This is a genomic window from Janthinobacterium sp. GW823-FHT01H08 (assembly GCF_058797855.1).
Map to the genome: position 1 here is coordinate 4,588,946 of NZ_CM179504.1, position 20,170 is coordinate 4,609,115.

The 20,170-nt window shown below is 63.6% G+C and carries 18 protein-coding genes and 4 tRNA genes; 4 read left to right on the plus strand and 18 right to left on the minus strand.

Features of this window, described 5'->3' with window-relative positions:
* Positions 1–6 precede the first annotated feature (6 nt).
* From AC3RCG_RS20620 to AC3RCG_RS20635, 4 genes are all read right to left on the minus strand, one after another.
* Positions 7–786: an OmpA family protein gene (locus AC3RCG_RS20620; protein ID WP_070311256.1), complete on the minus strand. Its 780-nt coding sequence runs from the start codon at positions 784–786 to the stop codon at positions 7–9.
* 9 nt (positions 787–795) lie between these two features.
* Positions 796–1,776 carry a type VI secretion system-associated protein TagF gene (gene tagF / locus AC3RCG_RS20625; protein ID WP_070311253.1) on the minus strand — a complete coding sequence of 327 codons (981 nt, stop codon included), beginning with the start codon at positions 1,774–1,776 and terminating at the stop codon, positions 796–798.
* On the minus strand, positions 1,773–5,594 hold the full coding sequence (gene tssM, locus AC3RCG_RS20630) for a type VI secretion system membrane subunit TssM (RefSeq protein ID WP_492403285.1): 3,822 nt from the start codon (positions 5,592–5,594) through the stop codon (positions 1,773–1,775). Before tssM ends, tagF begins: the two co-directional genes overlap by 4 nt.
* A gap of 217 nt (positions 5,595–5,811) precedes the next feature.
* Positions 5,812–6,651, minus strand: a complete 840-nt coding sequence (locus tag AC3RCG_RS20635; RefSeq protein ID WP_070288797.1) for a M15 family metallopeptidase — start codon at positions 6,649–6,651, stop codon at positions 5,812–5,814.
* Between the two features lie 139 nt (positions 6,652–6,790).
* Between AC3RCG_RS20635 and AC3RCG_RS20640 the strand changes: the two genes are divergently transcribed.
* Positions 6,791–7,489 (plus strand): hypothetical protein, encoded by a 699-nt coding sequence (locus tag AC3RCG_RS20640; protein WP_492403287.1) that lies wholly within the window; start codon positions 6,791–6,793, stop codon positions 7,487–7,489.
* A 23-nt stretch (positions 7,490–7,512) separates the two neighbouring features.
* Here the strand turns inward: AC3RCG_RS20640 and AC3RCG_RS20645 are convergent, their stop codons facing one another.
* On the minus strand, positions 7,513–7,890 hold the full coding sequence (locus AC3RCG_RS20645) for a VOC family protein (protein WP_070224162.1): 378 nt from the start codon (positions 7,888–7,890) through the stop codon (positions 7,513–7,515).
* Entirely contained in the window at positions 7,887–8,678 is a 792-nt protein-coding gene (locus AC3RCG_RS20650; protein WP_070288798.1) for an alpha/beta fold hydrolase, read from the minus strand. Before AC3RCG_RS20650 ends, AC3RCG_RS20645 begins: the two co-directional genes overlap by 4 nt.
* A gap of 340 nt (positions 8,679–9,018) precedes the next feature.
* On the opposite strand from AC3RCG_RS20650, the gene AC3RCG_RS20655 reads away from it, so the two are divergent.
* The gene (locus tag AC3RCG_RS20655; RefSeq protein WP_227742012.1) at positions 9,019–9,402 is read left to right on the plus strand and encodes a hypothetical protein; all 384 of its coding nucleotides are present in this window, start codon (positions 9,019–9,021) and stop codon (positions 9,400–9,402) included.
* Between the two features lie 151 nt (positions 9,403–9,553).
* Here the strand turns inward: AC3RCG_RS20655 and AC3RCG_RS20660 are convergent.
* Positions 9,554–9,629: transfer RNA gene (locus AC3RCG_RS20660), tRNA-Asn, on the minus strand.
* A 269-nt stretch (positions 9,630–9,898) separates the two neighbouring features.
* Here AC3RCG_RS20660 and AC3RCG_RS20665 point away from each other — a divergent pair.
* Positions 9,899–10,606, plus strand: coding sequence for a GntR family transcriptional regulator (locus tag AC3RCG_RS20665; RefSeq protein WP_492403290.1), 708 nt, complete (start codon positions 9,899–9,901; stop codon positions 10,604–10,606).
* Positions 10,607–10,675: 69 nt separating this feature from the next.
* On the opposite strand, the gene AC3RCG_RS20670 is transcribed toward AC3RCG_RS20665, so the two are convergent.
* The 8 genes from AC3RCG_RS20670 to AC3RCG_RS20705 form a co-directional block, all read right to left on the minus strand.
* Positions 10,676–11,974 (minus strand): NCS2 family permease, encoded by a 1,299-nt coding sequence (locus AC3RCG_RS20670; protein WP_070224165.1) that lies wholly within the window; start codon positions 11,972–11,974, stop codon positions 10,676–10,678.
* 99 nt (positions 11,975–12,073) lie between these two features.
* Positions 12,074–12,475 carry a GtrA family protein gene (locus AC3RCG_RS20675; protein ID WP_070224166.1) on the minus strand — a complete coding sequence of 134 codons (402 nt, stop codon included), beginning with the start codon at positions 12,473–12,475 and terminating at the stop codon, positions 12,074–12,076.
* A 143-nt stretch (positions 12,476–12,618) separates the two neighbouring features.
* Positions 12,619–14,097, minus strand: coding sequence for a c-type cytochrome (locus AC3RCG_RS20680; RefSeq protein ID WP_492403293.1), 1,479 nt, complete (start codon positions 14,095–14,097; stop codon positions 12,619–12,621).
* Positions 14,094–15,752 (minus strand): GMC family oxidoreductase, encoded by a 1,659-nt coding sequence (locus tag AC3RCG_RS20685; RefSeq protein ID WP_070224167.1) that lies wholly within the window; start codon positions 15,750–15,752, stop codon positions 14,094–14,096. Before AC3RCG_RS20685 ends, AC3RCG_RS20680 begins: the two co-directional genes overlap by 4 nt.
* A complete protein-coding gene (locus AC3RCG_RS20690) occupies positions 15,749–16,408 on the minus strand; it encodes a sugar dehydrogenase complex small subunit (RefSeq protein WP_492403295.1) in 660 nt (219 codons plus the stop codon). The genes AC3RCG_RS20685 and AC3RCG_RS20690 overlap by 4 nt, the downstream gene beginning before the upstream one ends.
* A 348-nt stretch (positions 16,409–16,756) precedes the next feature.
* Complete coding sequence (locus tag AC3RCG_RS20695; RefSeq protein ID WP_492403297.1) at positions 16,757–17,059, minus strand: hypothetical protein; 303 nt, start codon at positions 17,057–17,059, stop codon at positions 16,757–16,759.
* Between the two features lie 137 nt (positions 17,060–17,196).
* Positions 17,197–17,272 (minus strand) — tRNA-Asn (locus AC3RCG_RS20700).
* Between the two features lie 72 nt (positions 17,273–17,344).
* Positions 17,345–17,671, minus strand: a complete 327-nt coding sequence (locus tag AC3RCG_RS20705; RefSeq protein ID WP_070224169.1) for a Dabb family protein — start codon at positions 17,669–17,671, stop codon at positions 17,345–17,347.
* A 203-nt stretch (positions 17,672–17,874) separates the two neighbouring features.
* Here AC3RCG_RS20705 and AC3RCG_RS20710 point away from each other — a divergent pair, with 203 nt between their 5' ends.
* Positions 17,875–18,813: an alpha/beta fold hydrolase gene (locus AC3RCG_RS20710; protein WP_492403299.1), complete on the plus strand. Its 939-nt coding sequence runs from the start codon at positions 17,875–17,877 to the stop codon at positions 18,811–18,813.
* A gap of 12 nt (positions 18,814–18,825) precedes the next feature.
* Here AC3RCG_RS20710 and AC3RCG_RS20715 read toward each other — a convergent pair whose 3' ends face one another.
* From AC3RCG_RS20715 to AC3RCG_RS20725, 3 genes are all read right to left on the minus strand, one after another.
* Complete coding sequence (locus AC3RCG_RS20715; protein WP_492403301.1) at positions 18,826–19,572, minus strand: alpha/beta hydrolase; 747 nt, start codon at positions 19,570–19,572, stop codon at positions 18,826–18,828.
* 186 nt (positions 19,573–19,758) lie between these two features.
* Positions 19,759–19,834 (minus strand) — tRNA-Asn (locus AC3RCG_RS20720).
* A 136-nt stretch (positions 19,835–19,970) separates the two neighbouring features.
* Positions 19,971–20,046, minus strand: a tRNA-Asn gene (locus AC3RCG_RS20725).
* Between the last annotated feature and the right edge of the window lie 124 nt (positions 20,047–20,170).

The following is a 20,170-nucleotide window of genomic DNA, read 5'->3' on the forward strand; positions in this document are numbered from 1 at the left end:
CGCGGATCATTGAGCAATGCGGAACTCGATGCGCCGGTTCCTCGCCCGGCCATCGGCCGTGGCGTTGCTGGCCACGGGACGGTCCGGCCCCTGGCCCGACACCAGCACGGTATCGGCCGCGACGCCCTTGCTGGCCAGGTAGGCGCGCACGGATTCGGCCCGTGCCTGGCTCAGGGCCACGTTGCTGGCGCGCAGGCCCGTGTCGTCCGTATGGCCGATCACCTCCACCTTGCGGCCCCGCAGCCTGAGCATGGCGGCCGCCATCTCGTCGAGGATGGCCTGGCCGGCCGGCGTGATGGTGGCCTTGCCGCTGTCGAATTCAATGATGCGTTTATCGAGCGCCGCATCGAGCAAGCCCTGCTCGGCCTCGGCCGCCTTGACACGCAAGCCATTGTTGACGGTGTAGGTGGGATTGAGGCTGGTGGCGATATCGCTGGCGATCTGCTGGCGCTGCGCCTCGTTCGCCACTTCGCCGCGCACGCTGACGTTGTTGCCGGCTATGCTGATCTGCCCCCGCGAAATGAGCTTCAGGTTCGGCGCGATCAGCTTTTGCACGTAGCCGTTCCAGTTGGCCGGCACCGCCACATTGCCGATGCTGATCTGGTCGACCACGCGCTCGGCGCCATACAGTTCGCGCAGGCGGCCCAGCACGGCCGCCTTGCCCGCCTCGTCGGCCAGGGTGCCCGTGACGAGGATCTGGCCCGGCATCGGCGTCTGCGGCGCTTGCGCCTGGGCGTGGCAGGCAGTGGCGGCAAGCTGCAGCAGGAAGAAAACGGTTGGTTTCATCGCAATCCCTCAGGTAAAGGTATCCGTGAACATGGCGCAGGCCGAGCGCAGCGACAGCTGCTCCTGCTGCAAACAGGCGGACAACCGGCGCAGCGCCGATGCGTGTCCCAGCTGCTCCTCGACCCAGTCGAGCTGGTCGAAGATGATCAGCCGTTCGCTGCCGGCCTGCGGATCGATCAGCGCGCGCAAGCCATGCGGGTCGGCGCCGCAAAAACCGATCACCAGCACGGGCGCCTCGTCGAGGTGGGAAAAGAACAGCGCCAGTTCGAAATCGGCCTGGCGCAGGAAAGGCGCGATCAGATGCAGCCAGAAGCTGGCCACCAGGTCGCGCAGCTGCGCGTCTTGCGGCAGCGGCAGCACCAGGCTTTTTTCCAGGCGCGGCAAGCCGCTCCGGCGCACCGGCTGCAGCAGCAGGCCCAGGCCCAGCAGCAATTCGCGCACCGTCACGGGGAACGCGGGCGAAGCGAGCATCGTTTGCAGGCCATGCACGGTCTGCGCCTGCAAAAAGGCGGCCAGCCGTGCCGCGTGCTCAGGCGCGGCCGGTTCGACCTCCACCACGTTGCCAGCCAGCGCCAGCAAGGCAGGACCCGGCTCCGGGCTGGCCACGATACCTTGCGACAGCTGCTCCACGCGCTGCCACAGGGGCGCCAGCGCCAGCGGGCTGCAGCCGACGAAAGCTTCGGCGTCGTCGATTTCCAGCGCGCCCATGGCCATGAAGGGAAAGCGCCGCTGCGACTGGTCGTTGCTCGCTTCCAGGCGCCCGGCGATGGCGCGCCGGCTGCGCATGCCGACGAAGGCAAAGCGCAGCGGCGGCAGGGCGTCGTAATTGAGCTTCCAGCGCGGTTCCACCGTCAGCGCAGTCATGACCTGCGCCAGCCAGTCGTCGAGCAGCTGCACCAGCGCGTGATTGTCGCAAGCCTTGATGAAATCGCCGCGCGCGGGGATCTTGCCGAAGTAACCGAGGCGCACCGGCTGTTGCGCGCGCATCATGGCGACACTCCCGCAGCCGCAGCGATGACCGGCACAGGAGCCGGAGCACCCACGATGGTCTCGGGCAGCTGCATGCCGCGAAAGCCCTGCTCCTGCACCGCCGCAGTTCCGCCCGCACCCGTCGCCGTCGTTTCCGCGCTGCTGGTGATTTTCAGGTCGACCGCCACGGCCACCTCGCCGCGCGCCCAGCGCAGTTCGAACACGCCGCCGTCCTTGCGCTTTTTACTCGCCGCATCGATCATGCGCTTCAAGCCGAATTGGCCCGGCTCGTTGAACAGTTCCACCGTGCGTCCGTCGAAGGTGACGGCCGTGATGCGCGCCCCCTGCATGCCCGCCGCGCCCTGCGGCCCCGGATGGACCATGTTCGTCCACTGCGCCGGCGTGTTGCGGTAGCGCAGCTGCTGACCGTCGATCTCCACCGTGTATTCCAGCGTGCCCGGTGCGGGCGACGGCTGGATCTGGAACACGGTTTGCGCCGCCGTCGACGTGGCCGCCACGCCGCCCGCGCCCAGCGGCGCGATCCAGCCGGGGAAGCGCGCCACCACCTGCGGCGACAGGCTGATGCCCATGTCGGCCCAGGTGCGCGGCGCCAGCACGTCGCCGCGCCGCACCACCAGGGGCCCCATGGACGTCGTGACGAATTTCGCCACCAGGCCTTCCGGGCCGAAGAACTGCCCGATCTCCAGGTTGCTCGCCTCGATGCGCGCGCTTGGGGCAAACGGATATTTGTTGGCCAGCGATTTCTGGAACGGCTCATACACCTGCGCCGCCCAGGTCTTGTTGATATCGAGTTCGGCCGGCGCGACGATGACGGCAAAGGTCTGCATCAGCGGACGCACGAGGATGGGGCGTATCGCCTGCTTTTGCGCGTCGCTCATCCCCGTGAGCAGCTGCTCGTCGACCAGTTTCAGGGCGTCGGCCAGCTCGGAGCCGCTGCCCTCCAAGGTCTGCTGCATGAACTGGCGCGCGCCCGGCCCTGCGTCACCCTGGTTCTTCAGCAGGTTCAAGCGGCTGCGCAGTTTCGACAGCGCTTCCAGGTAGGCGCGCATCAGCGAGGCATTGTTGTCCCTGGCCGCCACCAGCTTGCCCACGCCGGCAAATTCGCGCCCCACGGGGCCCATCGGTTTGTCCAGGCGCGCCGGATCGAGCTGCGCATTGACGCCGGGACTGGCCGTCAGCTGCGACGGCGCGCGGCGCAGCACCGTTTCCTTGAACCACGCGATGATGCCCCTCTCAGCCTTGCGCAATTGGGCATTTTGCAGCGCCGGGTTGTCCCACGAGGTTTCTTCGTAAATCGTCGTCAGCAGTTTGGCGATCGGCGACGACTGCGGGTCACCCAGGCGGTTCATCGCCTGCACGGCGCCGTCAAAACCCTTCAGGTCGGCGACGGCGACGCCCTGCACGAATTTTTGCCATTCGCGCGCATAGTCGGCCTTGTACATGGCCACGAGGTTTTTCTCGATCTGCTCCGGACTGCCTTCCAGGGTCAGGTCGTCGGTGGAGGCGCTTTTCAGCACCCAGTCGGCGCTTTGCAGTTCGCGGTTGGCGGCGTCGCGAAACGCGCCCTCGACGAACTTTTCCCAGGCCTGGCGCGTAAAGGCGCCGGAGACGGCATAGCTGCCAGCCAGCAGGGCCTGATCCTGTTCGCCGACGATACGCGCCACCGTCATGCCGGGAAAGCGCGTCGAGGCGCGGGCCTTGATGTCGGCATACACGCGCTCGCGCGCCGGCATGCCGCGCACCACTCGGCGCAGGTTTTCGCGCGCCTGGTCGACCAGCGCCAGCTTCTGCTCGATGCGCGGCCAGGACGGGTCGCCGATCTGCGCCAGGTAAAACGTCAGCAGCCGTTCGGCGCTGCGTATCATCTGCTCGCGCGGCATGGCGCCCCGGTTGCCCTCCAGCCAGCCGCGCCAGAAACGCGTCATCTGGTCGTTCAGGTGGCTGCTTTCCGCATGCGTCTTGTCGGCCAGCATCAGATAGGTTTTCAGCGCGTTGTAAGCGTCTTCCACATTCGTCGCGCTGGCCGCCTGATACTGGACGCTGCGCGGCGCGGCGGGCGCCGCGGCAGGCGATGCGGCGCCCGCCGTCTGCGGCGTGCGCGCCGTGGGCTGCAGCTGGTCGGCGCTGGCATTCATCTCGAACAGCAGGGCTTCCAGCGCGCCCGCCACGGGGGTCAGCATGACCTGGCGCGCGCCGGCGAAATATTCCTCGCGCAGCTTGCGCTCCAGTAAGTCGCCCTGGTACAGGCCCAGGCGCAAGGACCATGGCCTTTGCTCCCGGTACGCTTCCAGCTGCTCGATGCGGTCCTGCAATATCTCGAGCGCTTCCAGGCGCGATTGCAAGTCCAGGCGTTTCTCCTGCAGCTTCACGACTTTATTCAGATCGGCTTCGACGTTGGCCACCAGTTGGCGGTTGCCCAGGTAGGACCAGCTCCAGCCGCCCAGGCAGGCGCCCAGCGACACGGTGGCGGCAAAGAACACGGCATATTTGAAGCGCAGCCTGGCGCGGTTGGCATAGGTGGCCACCAGGTGCTTGTCGGCAAAAATCACCTTGCGGAACAACTCCAGCAGGAAATAGCCATGCTGGCGCGCGCCCGATGGCGCCGTGGCCGGGGCCGGCGCGAAGGCCAGGTCGAAGCGGCGCGCCACCTGCTGCGAGGAGGCACTGACGGGCTCGCCCTCCTGCAGCGCGCTGGTCAAGTAAAAACCGCGGAACACGGGCTGGAACTGGAACGGGTTTTCCTCGAACAGGGTGGCGATGAAGGCGCGCAGGGCTGGCTTGATGGCGGCAAATTCCAGCGGGAAGGTGAACACGCCGGGCGCCATCGTCTTGCGTTGCCGGTGCGCCATGTTGGCCAGGCTCAGCTCCGTCAAGCCATCGTGCAATTCATCGAAGCTCTGGTCGAAAAAACTCAGCAAGTCGGCCGTGGGCAGCTTGCGCTGGTAGGGCATGGTGGCGCCCCATACGCGCTCGCGCTCGCTGCGTTCGGCATCGGCAAAAAACTCCGTGAAGCCGGCGATCAGGTCCGCCTTGGTAAACACGATGTACAGGGGCGCGAACACTTCCAGGCGCTCGATGACGTCCTGCACGCGCTTGCGCAGGCTGCGCGCCAGCTGCATGCCGACGTCGGGGTCGCCCTTCAATTCGGCGATGCTGACGGCGATGAGGATGCCGTTGATGGGCGCCTTGCGCCGGTATTTTTTCAGCAGGTCGAGAAAGCCGAACCACTCGCCCCGGTGCTCGTCGACGACGGAATAGCGCCCTGCCGTGTCGAGCACGATGCCGTCCGTGGTGAAAAACCAGTCGCAGTTGCGCGTGCCGCCCACGCCCTGCACGATCTTGCCGTCGGCGAAAGGAAACTGCAGGCCCGAATGCAGGATGGCGCTGCTCTTGCCGGCGGCCGGATTGCCGATGATCATGTACCACGGCAATTCGTACAGGGCGGCGGCGCCCGACTTGAGGCCCAGCTTGGAGGTCTTGATGGTCTCGATGGCGGCCAGCATGCCCGTGCGCACGGCATCGAGTTCGCCCTGCTGCGTGTTGCTGGCCGTCGAGGACGAGGCCGCCTGCGCGGCGGCGATCTCGGCCTCGTTGAGGATGGCCTGGCCCAGCGCCTGCGCATTGCGCCGCGCGCGGCGACGGCGCCACAGCCACAGGCCCAGCCACGTGACAAAAGCCAGCAGCAGCAAGGCCAGCGCCCAGATCAGCGCCACTTCCAGCACCTCGGCGCCCAGGTACAGGGACACGGCCAGCGCCACGAAGCCGAAGATGGTCAGATTGCGGCTGTCGGTGAGGAAATGCCAGAGTCGTCGCAGCATGATGAGCCCAGAGTGAGGTCGCAAAACAGGAGGAACGCCGCCGCGCAGCGAGGCGGATTCGGCCCATGCTGACAGCAATGCGGCGCGCCTTTGTTGACATACGACAAGTATCTGGTGCCAGCGCACGGCCCGCGCCGGTGTGCAATTGACGCTGCGCAAGTAAGCTTGCAGCGGTGAAATTCAGGCCGGTACGCGGCGCTAGAATGGCTGGCGCGGCTTACTTGCCCGGCCCGCGCGGTTGCGGCAATTCCGTGTGGCCAAAATCCATCATGGTCCAGCGCCCGCCCCAGCGCAGGCCTACCGATTCGGCCGTCACGCCATATAAACGGTAGCCGCGCATGGCCCAGGCATTTTTTTCAGAAATGATGAGCTTTCCTTCATGCATGAATGCGCAATCGGCGGCCAGGCCGTACTGGTGATAGCTCTGAAACGCCCTCGCGTTGGTCACGTTCGGGCCTGCCGCCGCCAGCTGGTCCTGGCGCGCGGGGCTGCGATAGCCCTCCAGCAAGACCATGTCATAGCCATGCACCTCCTTCATGATCTTGAAGACCAGCAGCAGGCGTTGCGCGAAATCGTGGTCGAGCAATTGCCAGTTGCGGCTGGCGCCGCCCAGCAGCGGGCGCAGCTGCGTGACTTCGGCAGTGGAAAACAGCAGCGGCGGCAAGGTCGGTGGCGGTACCAGCTGTTCGCCCTTAAGCAAGTCGCTGACCTGGTCATTGATGACGTGTTGCTGGTCGGCATAGCCGCGCAGGGCGATGCGGTCGCTGGACAGCCAGGCCAGCAGCGGGGGCACGATGACCAGCACGCTGCCTGCCAGGCTCAGCCAGCGATGCCGCCACAGCAATTGCCAGGCGCGTGCCATGCCCGAGCCCGTGTGCTGCTGCACGCGCTGCCACTGCGCGCCGCCGCCCCGCTGCAACCCTTGTGCGCGCCGCTGCATGCGCCAGCCCAGGTTGACGAGCGTGTGCAGCACGATGGCGCGGCCGCCGGGAAACAGCAGCAGCCAGCAAGCGAGACAGGCGAGCAGGAAATACATCAGGACCAGGGCGACAAACATGGGGCGCTCCGTGACGGGAATCGGCGGGGCCGGGCAATCCATTGCTCGGCGGTATCGTTAGATCGTAGGCGTCCGCGGCCCGCATGAGCGCGGTTTACATCAAGGTCAGTCGAATTTGATCCATTGCGGAGGTGATATTTTGTCTTTACTGAAAACCGGAGATGGCCAGGCGCGCGGTCCTGACCTGCTGAGCAAGGCCGGCGCGGCTGGCGCGCGCATCGAAGGCAAGGGCATCCTGTCGCAGCTCGAGCACGGCGCCGCCGCGCCTGCAGCCATGCCGGCCCCGCGCTGGCGCCCCGGCTGGCGGTACGGCGCCGCCGGCGCCCTGTGCCTGGCGGCGCTGATCATGGCCGTGATTGCCTACGACACGGAGGTGCCGCCCCTGCCGCCGGCGCCCGTCACAGCCATGACCGAGATTCCGCCCGCGCCAGCAGCAACGGCGCTGCCGCACGCGGCACAGGCGGCCACCATCGTCAATACGGCGGCGCCGCCCTTGCCTGCTGCGGTCGCCGCCACAGCAAGCACCCCGCCCAAGACGCCGCCGCCCGCGCGCCAGGCGGCCGCCCGCCCACAGGGAGCGAAACCGGCCGCCGCATCCGGCGACAGCGATGTCGCCTTGCTCACGGCGATGGTCGCGCATGCGCACCGGCAGGAAGGCACGACGCCGCCCGTGCGCGACGTGGTGCTGCGCAGGCAGGAACAGGGACAGGGACAGGGACAGGAACAGGACACGGCGGAACTGTTGCGGCGCTGTCAGCAGCTGGGCCTGATCGAAGGCATGCTGTGCCGTTCGCGCATCTGCTCGGGCCGCTGGGACAGCGATCCCGCCTGCCATTGAACGCCTGGGCGCCGCATGAAACCTCAGGCGCGCTCGGACACTTCGATCAGGTTACGGTCCGGGTCGCGCAGATACACGGAGCGGATGGGCCAATTGGCGCCCGTGCGGGACACTGGTCCTTCCTCGATGGCAATGCCCAGCGCCGCCAGATGGGCGATGAACACGTCCAGCGGCACGGCGGCGATGAAGCACAGGTCCAGCGCGCCGGGCGTGGGCAGGTCCGCCTTGGGCAGGAATTCCTTGCCGGCTTCATGCAGATTGATCTTTTGCGCGCCAAACTTGAAAGCATGGCGGCCGGTGCCGAACGTTTCCAGCTGCATGCCCAGCACGCGCGTATAGAAATCGATGCAGGCCGGTTTGTCGCGGGTGGTCAATACCAGATGATCGAGGTGGTCTATCATATAGTTTTCGGGTGAGCGGCCGCGTCCATGCGGCCTTGCAAGAAACCTTCCATCAGCGCCAGCAATGCCTGCGGCTGCTCCTGGTGCGGCGTATGCCCGCACTGCTCGACCATGGCGGGCATGGCGTTGAGGGCCTGCGCCACGATCGTGTCGACCTGGGCCGCGCTGCCGTACTGGTCCTCGCTGCCCTGCACCACCAGCGCCGGGCATTCGACGGAAGGCAGCAGGTATTCGATGTTCCAGAACTGGAAACCGTAGCTGAGCCAGGTGTCCGACCAGGCCTTGAAGATGGTTTCCGTCTTGTCGCCATGGTATTTCGCCAGCGCCCGCAGCTTGCCCGCGCCAAACGCCGCGTCCGCCACGCGGATACCATCGAGCGTGATGCCTTCGACAAACACGTGCGCCGCCTCGGTAATGATGCCACGCAAGCGCGGCGGCTGCTGCGCCGCATAGATCAGGGCGATGCTGCCGCCATCGGAGTGGCCGACGAGAAAATGGTCCTGCCCCGGCAGCAGTGCCGCCAGCACTTGCGGCAGTTCGCACAGCGCGTAGTCGTGCAAATAATGGAGTTGGCGCCGCGCCGCCAGCGGCGACGACCGCCCATAGCCATGACGGTCATACAGCAAGCCGCGGCACCCCGTCGCCTGACATAGCTGCGCGGGAAAATCTTTCCACATCGCACAGCAACCGAGTCCTTCGTGCAGGAATACCAGGCAGGGCTTGGCGGGGTCGCCTTCGATCAGTTCGTAATAGATATCGGTTTCGGCACTCAGGTTCAGTATCGGCATGGGCTAGGCTCGCAACGGGTTCCGTATCGGCAGGTCGGCTGGGCCTATTGTGCCATTGTCCTGCGCCGCATGCGTGGCGGCCCCGTAAAAATAGCCTGGGGGAAAATATCTTGCCGCCTGCTTGCAAGGTGTTTGCGCCAGCACAATCGCACGCCGCTTTTCTTGCGGCCCAGCGCGCTTTCCGCCCCCGCGTATGCCTAGAATGAATTACTCCAACAGCATGGAGCAGGCGGCTACCTTATCAGCCAGGACGTGACACTGGCCGTCACGGCAGCACAGATAGGGCGTCTTGCCGCACGACGACAGGCGCGGCGTCCAAACTATCGATCAGGAGTACATCATGGAAATGAAAGTAGAACATCGCACCGGCAGCAACCTGGCACTGGATGAAACCGATACGCCGATGGAGCAGGAAGGCCAAAGCGCCCAAGGCGCGGCCGCACAGGACTTGAACCTGAGTCCCGCCGCCTTCACCACCTACTATACGTGGACGGCCAATGGCGTGCATCCTTCGGTCAACTTCGCCAATGCCAATGTGCACGCCAATTCGCGCGTATTTCTCAATATCAGCGAATATGGCGCGAATCCCCAGGACCGTTTCATCGGCGCCGCCCGCATGGCCGTGTATAACATCGCGCCATACAACGGCGGCTTCCGCGCCTGGGTGGAAATCTCCTGGGGCAGCCCGCTCAAGGTGCGCTTCGACGTGTTTGTCGATCCCTGATCCGGGCATCATTGCGCGTGCCCCTGCCACCAGCGGGATGGCATCGCGCAGGCCGTTGATACACTGACGGGATGGCAAGCATGGATGAAAACCATGCGCACATGACAAAAGGGCCACGTGTTGCCACGTGGCCCTTTGCTGCTGCTTGTTCTGGCTCCCCGACCTGGACTCGAACCAGGGACCTGCGGATTAACAGTCCGTCGCTCTACCAACTGAGCTATCAGGGAAAGGAGGCCGAATTATATACGTCAAAATTTCCCATGTCCAGTCGTTACTACATGGTTGCTGCATGGCCAGCAAAACAGGCAGCCAGGGAGCATGCCTCGCCAGGCGGCGGGCCCCGTCTGCGCGCAGCCAGGCAAGATAGTAGAATAGCCATGCCTTGCCGATACGCAAGGCGCACAACGGCATGCCGGCAGCGGGGCGTCAACCACGCCGCGCGCGGACATGCGCTTGCAAGGTTCGCCTTGCCCCTGGCTGACTGCTCTTACCCGACATGACAGAATCAAGCGCAACCCTGGTAGACAAGGCCGGCAGCGGCGACAGCTCGGCAGAAATTGCCGAACATATGGCGGCCGCCATCGTGGCGCGCCAATTGCCGCCCGGTACGCGGCTGCGCGAAGAGGCGCTGTGCCGGCTGTATGGCGTCAGCCGCACCAAGATACGCGCCGCCCTGCTGATTCTCTCGAAAGACAAACTCATCCGCATGGTGCCCGACAAGGGCGCCTTCGTCAGCCAGCCCACCGAAGCGGAAGCGCGCGACATCTTTGCCGCGCGGCGCATCATCGAAGCGGCCCTGGCGCGCGAATTCGTCGCGCAGGCCAAACCTGCCGACTACAGGATGCTCGATCGGCACCTGAAAGCGGAACGCCTGGCGCTGGTGCAAGCGACGCCGCTGCGCTCGCAACTGCTGGGCGACTTCCACGTCTTGCTGGCCGATATCGCCGGCAACGCCGTTCTGCGCGACATCGTGCGCGAACTGGTGGGCCGCAGCTCGCTCATCACCATGCTGTACCAGTCGGGTCACGCGGCCGCCTGCTCGTGCGACGAACACGGCCGCTTTCTCGATGCGGCACGCAGCGGCGACGCCGATCTGGCGGCCCACATGATGGTCGAGCACCTGGCGCACGTGGAAGCGGCCTTGCGCTTCGACGGCAGCGCCGGCGACGCAAAAAAAGACCTGGTCGCCGCGCTGCTCATGTAAGCGGCGCTAAAAGAAAAGGCCGCCCTGCTGATGCACGGGCGGCCTTGTCACTGCTTGCAGGCAAACTTGCTATTCGCCCAGGTAGATGAACTTGAACAGGAAGATGGCGGCGATGATGTAGGCCACTACCGATACCTGCTTGCCCTTGCCCGTCAACAGTTTCAATACCGCATAGGTGATGAAACCGAAGGCCACGCCGCTGGCCACCGAATACGTAAACGGCATCATCAGCGCCGTGATGGCGGCCGGGATGCTTTCCGTGCTGTCATCCCAGTCGATGAAGGTCAGTTCGCGCAGCATCAGGCAGGCCACGTACAGCAGCGCGGGCGCCGTCGCGTACGGCGGCACCGTGTGCGCCAGCGGGGCGAAGAACAGGCTGCCCAGGAACAGCAGCGCGACGGCGACGGCCGTCAAGCCCGTGCGGCCACCCGCTTGCACACCGGCAGCGCTTTCGACGAAGGCGGTGGTGCTCGACGTGCCCAGGCAGGCGCCGGCGGCGATCGCCGTGCTGTCGGCCAGCAAGGCCTTGTTCATGCGTTCCATCTTGCCGTCTTTCAACAAGCCGGCACGGTTGGCCACGCCCATCAGGGTGCCCGTCGCATCGAACAATTCAACCAGGAAAAATACCAGCACCACGTTGACGATGCCGATCGACAGCGCGCCCATGATGTCGAGCTTGAACAGGGTCGGTTCGATGGCGGGCGGCGCCGAGACGATGCCGTTGAACTGGTTGCCGCCGAAGAAGAAGCTGGCAATGGTGATGGTGAGGATGCCGATCAGGATGGCGCCCGGCACTTTCAGGCGGTCCAGCGCGACGATGATGAAGAAACCGAGGATGGCCAGGATGGGCGCCGCCTGGTGCAAGTCGCCCAGTGCGATGATGGTGGCGGGGTTCGACACCACCACGCCCGCGCTTTTCAGCGAAATGATGGCCAGGAACAGGCCGATACCCACCGTGATCGCCGTGCGCAGCGCGGGCGGGATGCTGTTGATGATCATCTCGCGTATCTTGAACAGGCTGACCAGAATGAACAGGCAGCCGGAAATGAAGACGGCGCCCAGCGCCACTTCCCAGCTCATGCCCATGCCCTTGACCACCGTGTACGAGAAATACGCATTCAAGCCCATGCCCGGCGCCAGCGCGATCGGGTAGTTCGCGTACAGGCCCATGATCAGGGTGCCGATGGCGGCCGCCAGGCAGGTGGCGACAAAAACGGAGTCTTTCGGCATGCCCGCGTCACCGAGGATGGACGGGTTGACGAAGATGATGTAGGCCATCGTCAGGAACGTGGTCAGGCCGGCCAGCAGCTCCGTGCGCACATTGGTCCCGTTGTCCTTCAGTTTGAAATAGCGTTCCAGGAACTGCATGATTAACCCCTTGTTTTGGTAAAACCGCGCGCCTGGTCTTGGACTATGCGCATCTTTTTTTCTTGCAACAACTACTTACTTGCTTACTTGCTTACTTGATTACTTGCCTGGCGCGCCGGCCGGCTTGAAGGCCCACCAGCGGCTGCCCGCGAAATTCCAGACCAGCCCGATGCCCGTCGCCAGCACCTGCGCCAGCCAGTAATACCAGCCCAGCTGGTGTACCAGCAGCCACATCAGCCCCGTATTGATGCACCAGCCGATGCCCAGCAAGGTGAAATACTTGCTGGCCGCCTCGCCATGGCCCTTGTCGCTTTTAAACGTGAAAAAGTAATTCAGGAGGTAGTTGACGACGGAACCGAGGATGTAGCCGATGCCGGACGCGGCGGCGGCGCTGATGCCCGCCCATTCCACACCGCCCCACAGCACGCTGTATTGCACGGCCGTGCCGGAAGCGCCGACGGCGGCGAAACGCAAGAATTGGTGATGCAGGGAATGGGACATTGTCAGTTTTCAAATGAACGATAGCAGGGTCGGGCCAGAATAAAAAATGGCTACGATTGCTCGTAACCATTTTTCAGCCTGCATTTTACTGCAAGTTGCGCCCAACGTTCATATTCGCCGCCGATACTCCACGGCTCCGATGCCTATTTCTTGACTTGACGGCGCCGGCGCAGCCACACGCACAGCGCGATCAGCAACAAGATGGCCGCGATGCCGCCCGGCAGCATGAACGGTTGCGCCCGCGCCAGCACGGGTTTTTCGCCGCCGCTGCGCGCCTGCGCCACGTAGGCAGGCGTCACCGACACCTCCGGGTTGCCGTACTGTTTCAGCACGTAATTGGCGATCGAGGCGATCTGCTCGTCCGTCAAGGGCTGCACGTACGAGCGCTGGTCGAAACGGGGCATGAACGCTTCGTGCTCTTCCCCTTCGATCTTGCGCTCGACGCCAAACAGGATGGCCGAGACCAGGTTGGCCGGCGTGTTGCCGCCCGTGGCCGTGTTGTTGAACAGGGCCGGATAACTTTGCCCCGTGCTGCCGGCGCCGCTGGCCGAATGGCAGCTGGCGCAATAGCCGGAAAACAGCACGGCGCCGCTATTCAAGGAATGGCGCTCGGTGGCAGCGGCCATGCCGCGCAATGCCGCTTCCTCGCTGGCGGCGCTGCCGTGGCTGAAGGCAGCCTTGGTCTGCCCCTGCGCGCGCACGGGCGGCACCGTGCGCAGCCAGGCGACGATGGCGGCCACGTCGTCGTCGCGCAAAAATTGCAGGCTGTTCTGGATGGCTTCGGCCATGCCGCCCGCCGCCTGCCCCTTGCCTTCCACGTGCCCCGTCTTCAGGTAGGCCGTCAGTTCCGCATCCGTCCACGCGCCGATGCCGCTGACCTTGTCGGACGTGATGTTCGGCGCATGCCAGGAGCCGAGCGCGGCACCCGCCAGGGTCTGGCTGCCGATTTCCGCCATCAGCGCGTTGCGCGGCGTGTGGCAGGCGCTGCAGTGCGCCAGCCCTTCGGCCAGGTAGGCGCCGCGGTTGATCTGCGCGCTCTTCGCCGGATCGGGCACGAAGCGTTTATTGTCGAGGAACAAGGTGTTCCAGCCCAGCATGGACAGGCGCACATTGAACGGGAATGGCAGGGCCGTCTGGCGCGCCGGCTCGTCGACGGGTTTGACTGCCTGCATGAAGTAGTAATACAGGTCGCCCACGTCCGTATCCGTCAGCTGCGCATAGCTGGTGTAGGGCATGGCCGGGTACAGGTGGCTGCCATCGGCGCGCACGCCTGCGCGCAGGGCGCGCGCAAAGTCGGCCTCCGTGTAATGGCCGATGCCGCCTTTTTTGGAGGGCGTGATATTCGTCGCATAGATCGTGCCCAGCGGCGAATCGATGGCGTAGCCGCCCGCATACGGCTTGCCGCCCGCCGCCGTATGGCAGGCCATGCAGTCGGCCGCGATAGCCAGGTAGCGGCCCCGCTCCAGCCGTGCATCGGGCTTGGCGGCTGTGCTTGCGGCCGGCGCGGCCGGACGGTCCGGCGTCAGGGTAACGGGCGGCGCCGGCGGCACAGGTGGTAAAGCACGCGCGGCCAGCGGCAAGCCGGCCGCCAGGGTCAGGCCCAGCAAGAAACGGCGCATCATGCTGCCTCCCTTGCCAGGGTGCGGGCGATGTCGTCGGCCGCGCGCAAGCCGAGCGCAGCCATGCTGAGGGTCGTGTTGACGACGCTGGCCGACGGCATGGCGCCGCCGCCCGGCAGCCACAGGTTGGCGTGGTCGTGGGCGCGGCAATTGCCGTCGACCACGGAGTCAAGACGGTTACTGCCCATGATGACGCCGCCCATGATGTGGTTATTCGCATTCAGGCTGTCGGTGATATGGAATTCCACGGCGCCGAACAGCTTGCCGATGTGTTCGAGCTGCGCATGCGCGGCCTTCGCGCCATCGCGTACGTAATCGCCTACGTCATAGTAGATGTCGGGACAGGCCAGGCCCAGCGGGTCCTTGCGCGTCTTGCTCAAGGTCAGGCGGTTGTGCGCTTCGGGCAGCGGTTCCAGGCTGATCGACAGGTCCACGCCGAACGCGGCGCGGCGGCGGATCTCGTCGTCGAGGTCCTTGCCCACCAGGCCCAGCTTCAACGATTGCTGCGTTGCGGGTCCCACCCTGGTGATATTGTTCAAGATCATCTTGTTGGCCGAATACTGCGCGCGGAAGGCGCCGTCGCGCGGGCCCACCAGGCAGCTGCTTTGCGCGGGGCCTCGGCCCGTCCAGATCGGTTCATTGGCCAGGAAGGTACAGTGGAAACCCGAGTGGTCCATCATGTTGCGGCCGACCTGGTCCGAACTGTTGGCGATGCCGTTCGGATTATTCTGGTTCGCCGCCAGCAGCAGCAAACGCGGCGTTTCGATGCCGTTGCAGGCGATGACGAAGGCCTTGCCCGTCGCCATGTGCGACTGTTTCTTGGCGTCATACCAGTGCACGGCCGTCACGCGGTTGTTCTGGTCCGTGTCGATGCGGTAGACGACGGCCTCGGCCAGCACGCCCGCGCCTTTCAGCTCGGCCCGCTCCACGTGGTGGATGCCGTTGTACATGGCGCCGATCGGGCAGATCGGCTGGCAATTGTTATTGCCGCAGCACGTGGGACGGCCCTGCCATGGGCGCGTCGAACGCCCTTGCGGAATCGGCACGGAACGGTAGCCGTGCGGGTTGACCACTTCGGCGAAGCGCTTGTCGCCATAGCCCCAGGGCACCATGTCCATCGGGTACGGCGCGCTGCGCTCGCTGGGCGACTGCAAGGCGGGATCGTTGGGGCCGGCCACGCCCATTTCCTGCTCGGCGCGGCAATAGTAGGGCTCCAGTTCCTCATAGGAAATGGCCCAGTCGCGCCCGACGCCGTAATCGCTCTTCATGCGCATGTCCGACGGCAAATGGCGCCAGCACGACGCGGCCCAATGCCAGGTCGTGCCGCCCACCGTGCGCAGATAGCCTTGCTGGAAACTGCTGCCGCTGGGGCCGGACAATTCCACATAGTTATTCTTCGGGAAATACAGGGGCGCGGGCGCATTGTCCGCCTGCGGATACAGGCCCTGGAAGTCGGAACCGACACGGTTCTCGAACGGCATGTTGCGCCAGTTTTCCACGGCTTGTCCCCGCTCGATGCGCAGGCCCGCTTCCAGCATGATCACGGAATGGCCTTGCGCGGCCAGCTGGTCGGCCATCATGGCGCCGACGACACCCGTGCCGACGATGACGACATCGGCGACGACGTCGCCATTACTCTTGAATTGCGGTGATTTCATTTTGCTTGCTTGCCTTTCGGTTCGGGAGTGCCGGTAGTGGCCGGGGCCGGTACGGGTTTGGGCGCCACGGGCGCGGAGACGCGCACGGCCGGCGGCGCCTTCAGCCACCACAGGGGGCCGTAATTGCAATAGGTCGGCACGACCTGGCCATCGGCCACCGTGCGGTACATCAAGGCTTCCGCATACGCGACGACGATGGACTTCGTGCCCTGCGCCGCATAGCCGGCGACGGTGCCCGTGTACCAGGCGGCAACGATGGCCAGCGCCAGCTCGCGCAAGCCCGCATCGGCGGCGCTGGCGGCGGCCAGCAGGGCCTTGGCTTCCTGGCCCGTGACGAGCAGCGCGCCCAGCTGCGGCAAGCGCTCGGCGAAACCGGGCACGTTCGTGCGCATGGCTTGCTCGATGCGCGCCGCCGTCGCGGCGGACAGATCGCGGTGGCCCGTGATGGTTTGCGACAAGGTGTAGAACAGCATCGTGGCAGGCGCCAGGCCGGGCGCCGGAGCGCTGGCTGGCGCCTGCATGGCGGCCGAGAGCGGATTGCTCCAGAAACCGGCCTGCGCCAGCAAGGCGGCCAGGCCGATCAGGGCGTGGCGGCGGCTGATGCGGGGAAGGGATGAAACGGATGTTGCAGATGGTTCGCTGCCTGGATAGTTCATGAGACTCCCGCAAGACTTGTTGTTTTATTGACTTCGATGGTTGCGCCACATTGCATTTGCGCATAAATGGAACCGGTTCCACATTATCCTACAGAAGTAAATTGTCTGCCAATGTAGTATTACTATTGAGAATTTGCCCTGCGCGATGCCGGCATGGATGCCAGCTGGCTGCCCAGCAAGAACATGTGCCGACCAGGGGCGAGATAGCGGCATCGCACGAGGGCGGCGTCCGGCGATATCGACGGCCATACGGGCCTCGTGCCGGTCAGGCTGTACCACGATTTATGGGGCCGCTTGGGCATCGCCCCTATGCCGGCACAGCTGCAGGCGCTGCGCACGGGGCAATGCTCACGACGCCGCGGCATTTTCCTCGCGCCACTTGCGCACCATCTCGCTGCTGATTTCGCGTTCGTAGCAAATGGGGGCATAACCGCCCTTCCTGCTCCATGCGCTGCGTCCTCCGCAAGCGCTGCCATTCTTGGCGGCATGGTAGGGACAGGGGCAGCGCCCGGGATAGGCGGCAATCGACTCGGCGATGATCTGCTGCTTGACCTTCGCTTCGGACAAGGGCTGGCGTCCCTGGCCGCCGGCAAGGGGCCCATAGACGATGCCGGCGGCCAGCATCAGCACCAGGGCGCAGATATTCTTCATGGGAAGGCTTGTGTTCATCGAGAGGCGGCAAATATGCCTTGCAAGTATGACAGATGCTTTTCGACACATCTGCGTGCAATGTCACAATGCAAAAAGCCCAACCGTAATGGCTGGGCTTTTCGATACTGCTGATGTTCTGGCTCCCCGACCTGGACTCGAACCAGGGACCTGCGGATTAACAGTCCGTCGCTCTACCAACTGAGCTATCAGGGAAAAGAGGCCGCATTCTATAGCGCAAATTTTCAGTTGTCCAGATTTACGCGAAAAAATTATGCACGGCATACCTCAGCCCGGATTTTCCTGCGGATGATAGTCGAACACGAGTACGCGGCCCAGCCATGGCTTAAGCAGCTCGACAAAAGCCTGGTGCGCGGCATGGGTCAGATACGCATCGCGCGCGCCCGTATCGGCAAAACTCAAGCTGAAGCAATCGGTAAAGCCGTCATCGAGGCCTTCCGGGCTGACGTTCGGCCCCCATTCGAATTGCAGCACGCCGGGGATGCGATGTTTAAGCTGGGAAAATTCATAGACCAGCTCGGCATGCTTGGCCGGTGTGATGTCCTCAAGAAAATCACAGAGAACGATATGGCGCAACGGGATAGAACAGGTCATGGTGGCAACTCTCCTATGGGGTTGCATTCAGGATAGCGCAAAACGGGAAAAGACACAGGCCGCAGCCCGCCATGGCGCCACTGCGGACGCGCTGCAGATATTTTTCATATGCAACATGTTATTCGGATAACATCCTAAATGGACACCCCATACCTGCCAGCAACCATCCATACCAGCCCATGACAAAAAACAGCATAATGGCCGTGTTATTCATCGCCTTGATTCCATTTTATGCATGTAAAGCACAACCCGTTCCGCTTGCCATCGACGTGCTGCTGACTCCCGACATTGGCGGGATAAAGCAGTTTGTGGAAATCAAAACAGATGACTCCAACAAGCCTGCTCTTCTCTTTCTATCGGGCGGGCCGGGAAGTTCGATGATGAAGAATGCGGATGCGTTTACCGCCATCCTGAAAAAGAGATTTACGCTTGTGCAATGGGACCAGCGCGATGCAGGAAAAACCCTGAAACTGAATCCTTCGCCAAGCCAGCCTTCCGTCGCGCAGATGGAGCAGGACACGTACCAGGTCATCACGTTTCTACAAAAAGAGCTCAAGCAGGAAAAAATATACTTGCTGGGCAGTTCCTGGGGCAACGTCCTGGGCTTTTATATCGTCAAGCATCATCCGGAACTGCTGCATGCCTATTTCGCGTCCAATCCTGTCGTGAGCCAGCTGGAAAGCGAGAAAGAATTGCTGAAAACCTTGAAAGTGCATTTCAAGGACAATGCCGTCGCCAGCCAGGAACTGGACAGCGTCAGTTTCCCGTTTGCAAGTGACGAAAGCATGTTTTATTTAAGGAAATGGCTTTTTTATAAGGATGGCAAGGAATTTGCCACGAGCGAGGGCTTCAAGACGGGCTTTCTTCAATGGTCGAAAACCTGGTCGCCAGTCTGGAACGAGGTCATGAACATCGATCTGCCCAGGACCTTGAAGAGCGTTGACTGCCCCGTGTATTTCTTCGTCGGCAAAAACGATATCCAGACCTCGACCAGGATCACGCAAGCGTATTTTGAAACATTGAAGGCGCCAAAGAAGGGGCTGTTTTTCTTTGACCATTCCGGGCATCAAATTCACCAGGATGAACCGGTGCAGTTCCAGGAAGCCATCATCAAGACATTGAATGCGGCGCCGAAGTCCTGATACAACGCCCCGTCACGGGAAGCCACTCCCGGAAGCCGACAGGCTGGCCTGGCCGCCGGCAATGCCGGCGGCGGCCTTGCGGATCAGCGTCGCCACCGCATGGGCTTGCGAAATGTAAATGGCATGGCTGCCGGCGACTTCGACCACCTTCGAGCCCGCGCGTTCGGACATCTTGCGTTGCATCGCCGGCGCAATCATCTTGTCCTCCGTCGCCACCAGGTACCAGCTGGGCTTGCTCCTCCACGCTGGCGCGCTGACCACGCCGGTCAGCGCGGCCACTCCCCAGGGCACTTGCGATACCGCCATGAAGCGGGCCTTGTCCCTGGGCACATCGGCCGCGAAGGCGGCCGCAAACTTTTTCTGGTCGAGCAACAGGAAGCCATCGTGCGGCGGCAAGATCGGCGGCACCGGTGCGCCAGGCGGGGCATTCTTCAGCAAGGAATCGACGGACTCGCCTTGATCCGGCACAAACGCCGCGATGTAGACCAATGCCTTGACCTTGGGATCGTTCCCCGCTTGCGTGACCACGGCACCGCCATACGAATGACCAACGAGGACCACGGGACCCGGCGACGCGGCGATGACCCGTCCGGTCGCGGCCACATCGTCCGCCAGCGATAGCGTTGGGTTTTGCACAATGGCAACGTGACAACCCTCGTCACGCAGCGCCCGGTAAACGGCTTCCCAACCCGACCCATCGACAAAACCGCCATGCACGAGCACGATCGTTGCCGACCCAACACTTGTGACCTCATCCATTTCAGCCCCTCCAGGAAGTTGAAGGCGATGACAGGCCTGCCGGCGCCTTGTCGCCTCCAGCATAGCGCCGGGTGCCTGGCGGCCTATGCGCGGGATCAAGAGTGATGACACGGATGCCTCATGCAGGCTCTGAAACGCGAAAAGCCCAACCGGTGAAGGCTGGGCTTTTCGATACTGCTGATGTTCTGGCTCCCCGACCTGGACTCGAACCAGGGACCTGCGGATTAACAGTCCGTCGCTCTACCAACTGAGCTATCAGGGAAAAGAGGCCGTATTATATAGGGCAAGCAAGCACATGTCCAGATTCCCCCAGGGAAATTTCTATTCCGGACAGCAGCTGCCCGCCGACAGCGCAAAAACAAAAAAGGCCACGTTTTTCAACGTGGCCTTTCGAATTCTGGCTCCCCGACCTGGACTCGAACCAGGGACCTGCGGATTAACAGTCCGTCGCTCTACCAACTGAGCTATCAGGGAAAAGAGGCAATATTATATGTCGCTTGTTCCATATTTGCAAGATGGATATTGCATCTTCACAAACACGGCCAGCGCCGACTTTCTATTGCCATCAGCGCCACACTTGCATGCAGCGCCGAAGAAG

Bases quoted from the DNA above. Each gene is read 5' to 3' on its own strand.
- AC3RCG_RS20680 (WP_492403293.1), bottom strand. From the start codon at position 14,097: ATGATGCGCCGTTTCTTGCTGGGCCTGACCCTGGCGGCCGGCTTGCCG.
- AC3RCG_RS20670 (WP_070224165.1), bottom strand. From the start codon at position 11,974: ATGCAGTTCCTGGAACGCTATTTCAAACTGAAGGACAACGGGACCAAT.
- AC3RCG_RS20690 (WP_492403295.1), bottom strand. From the start codon at position 16,408: ATGAACTATCCAGGCAGCGAACCATCTGCAACATCCGTTTCATCCCTT.
- AC3RCG_RS20650 (WP_070288798.1), bottom strand. From the start codon at position 8,678: ATGCCGATACTGAACCTGAGTGCCGAAACCGATATCTATTACGAACTG.
- AC3RCG_RS20635 (WP_070288797.1), bottom strand. From the start codon at position 6,651: ATGTTTGTCGCCCTGGTCCTGATGTATTTCCTGCTCGCCTGTCTCGCT.
- tssM (WP_492403285.1), bottom strand. From the start codon at position 5,594: ATGCTGCGACGACTCTGGCATTTCCTCACCGACAGCCGCAATCTGACC.
- AC3RCG_RS20655 (WP_227742012.1), top strand. From the start codon at position 9,019: ATGGAAATGAAAGTAGAACATCGCACCGGCAGCAACCTGGCACTGGAT.
- AC3RCG_RS20705 (WP_070224169.1), bottom strand. From the start codon at position 17,671: ATGACCTGTTCTATCCCGTTGCGCCATATCGTTCTCTGTGATTTTCTT.
- AC3RCG_RS20620 (WP_070311256.1), bottom strand. From the start codon at position 786: ATGAAACCAACCGTTTTCTTCCTGCTGCAGCTTGCCGCCACTGCCTGC.
- AC3RCG_RS20665 (WP_492403290.1), top strand. From the start codon at position 9,899: ATGACAGAATCAAGCGCAACCCTGGTAGACAAGGCCGGCAGCGGCGAC.
- AC3RCG_RS20715 (WP_492403301.1), bottom strand. From the start codon at position 19,572: ATGGATGAGGTCACAAGTGTTGGGTCGGCAACGATCGTGCTCGTGCAT.
- AC3RCG_RS20675 (WP_070224166.1), bottom strand. From the start codon at position 12,475: ATGTCCCATTCCCTGCATCACCAATTCTTGCGTTTCGCCGCCGTCGGC.
- AC3RCG_RS20695 (WP_492403297.1), bottom strand. From the start codon at position 17,059: ATGAAGAATATCTGCGCCCTGGTGCTGATGCTGGCCGCCGGCATCGTC.
- tagF (WP_070311253.1), bottom strand. From the start codon at position 1,776: ATGATGCGCGCGCAACAGCCGGTGCGCCTCGGTTACTTCGGCAAGATC.
- AC3RCG_RS20685 (WP_070224167.1), bottom strand. From the start codon at position 15,752: ATGAAATCACCGCAATTCAAGAGTAATGGCGACGTCGTCGCCGATGTC.
- AC3RCG_RS20645 (WP_070224162.1), bottom strand. From the start codon at position 7,890: ATGATAGACCACCTCGATCATCTGGTATTGACCACCCGCGACAAACCG.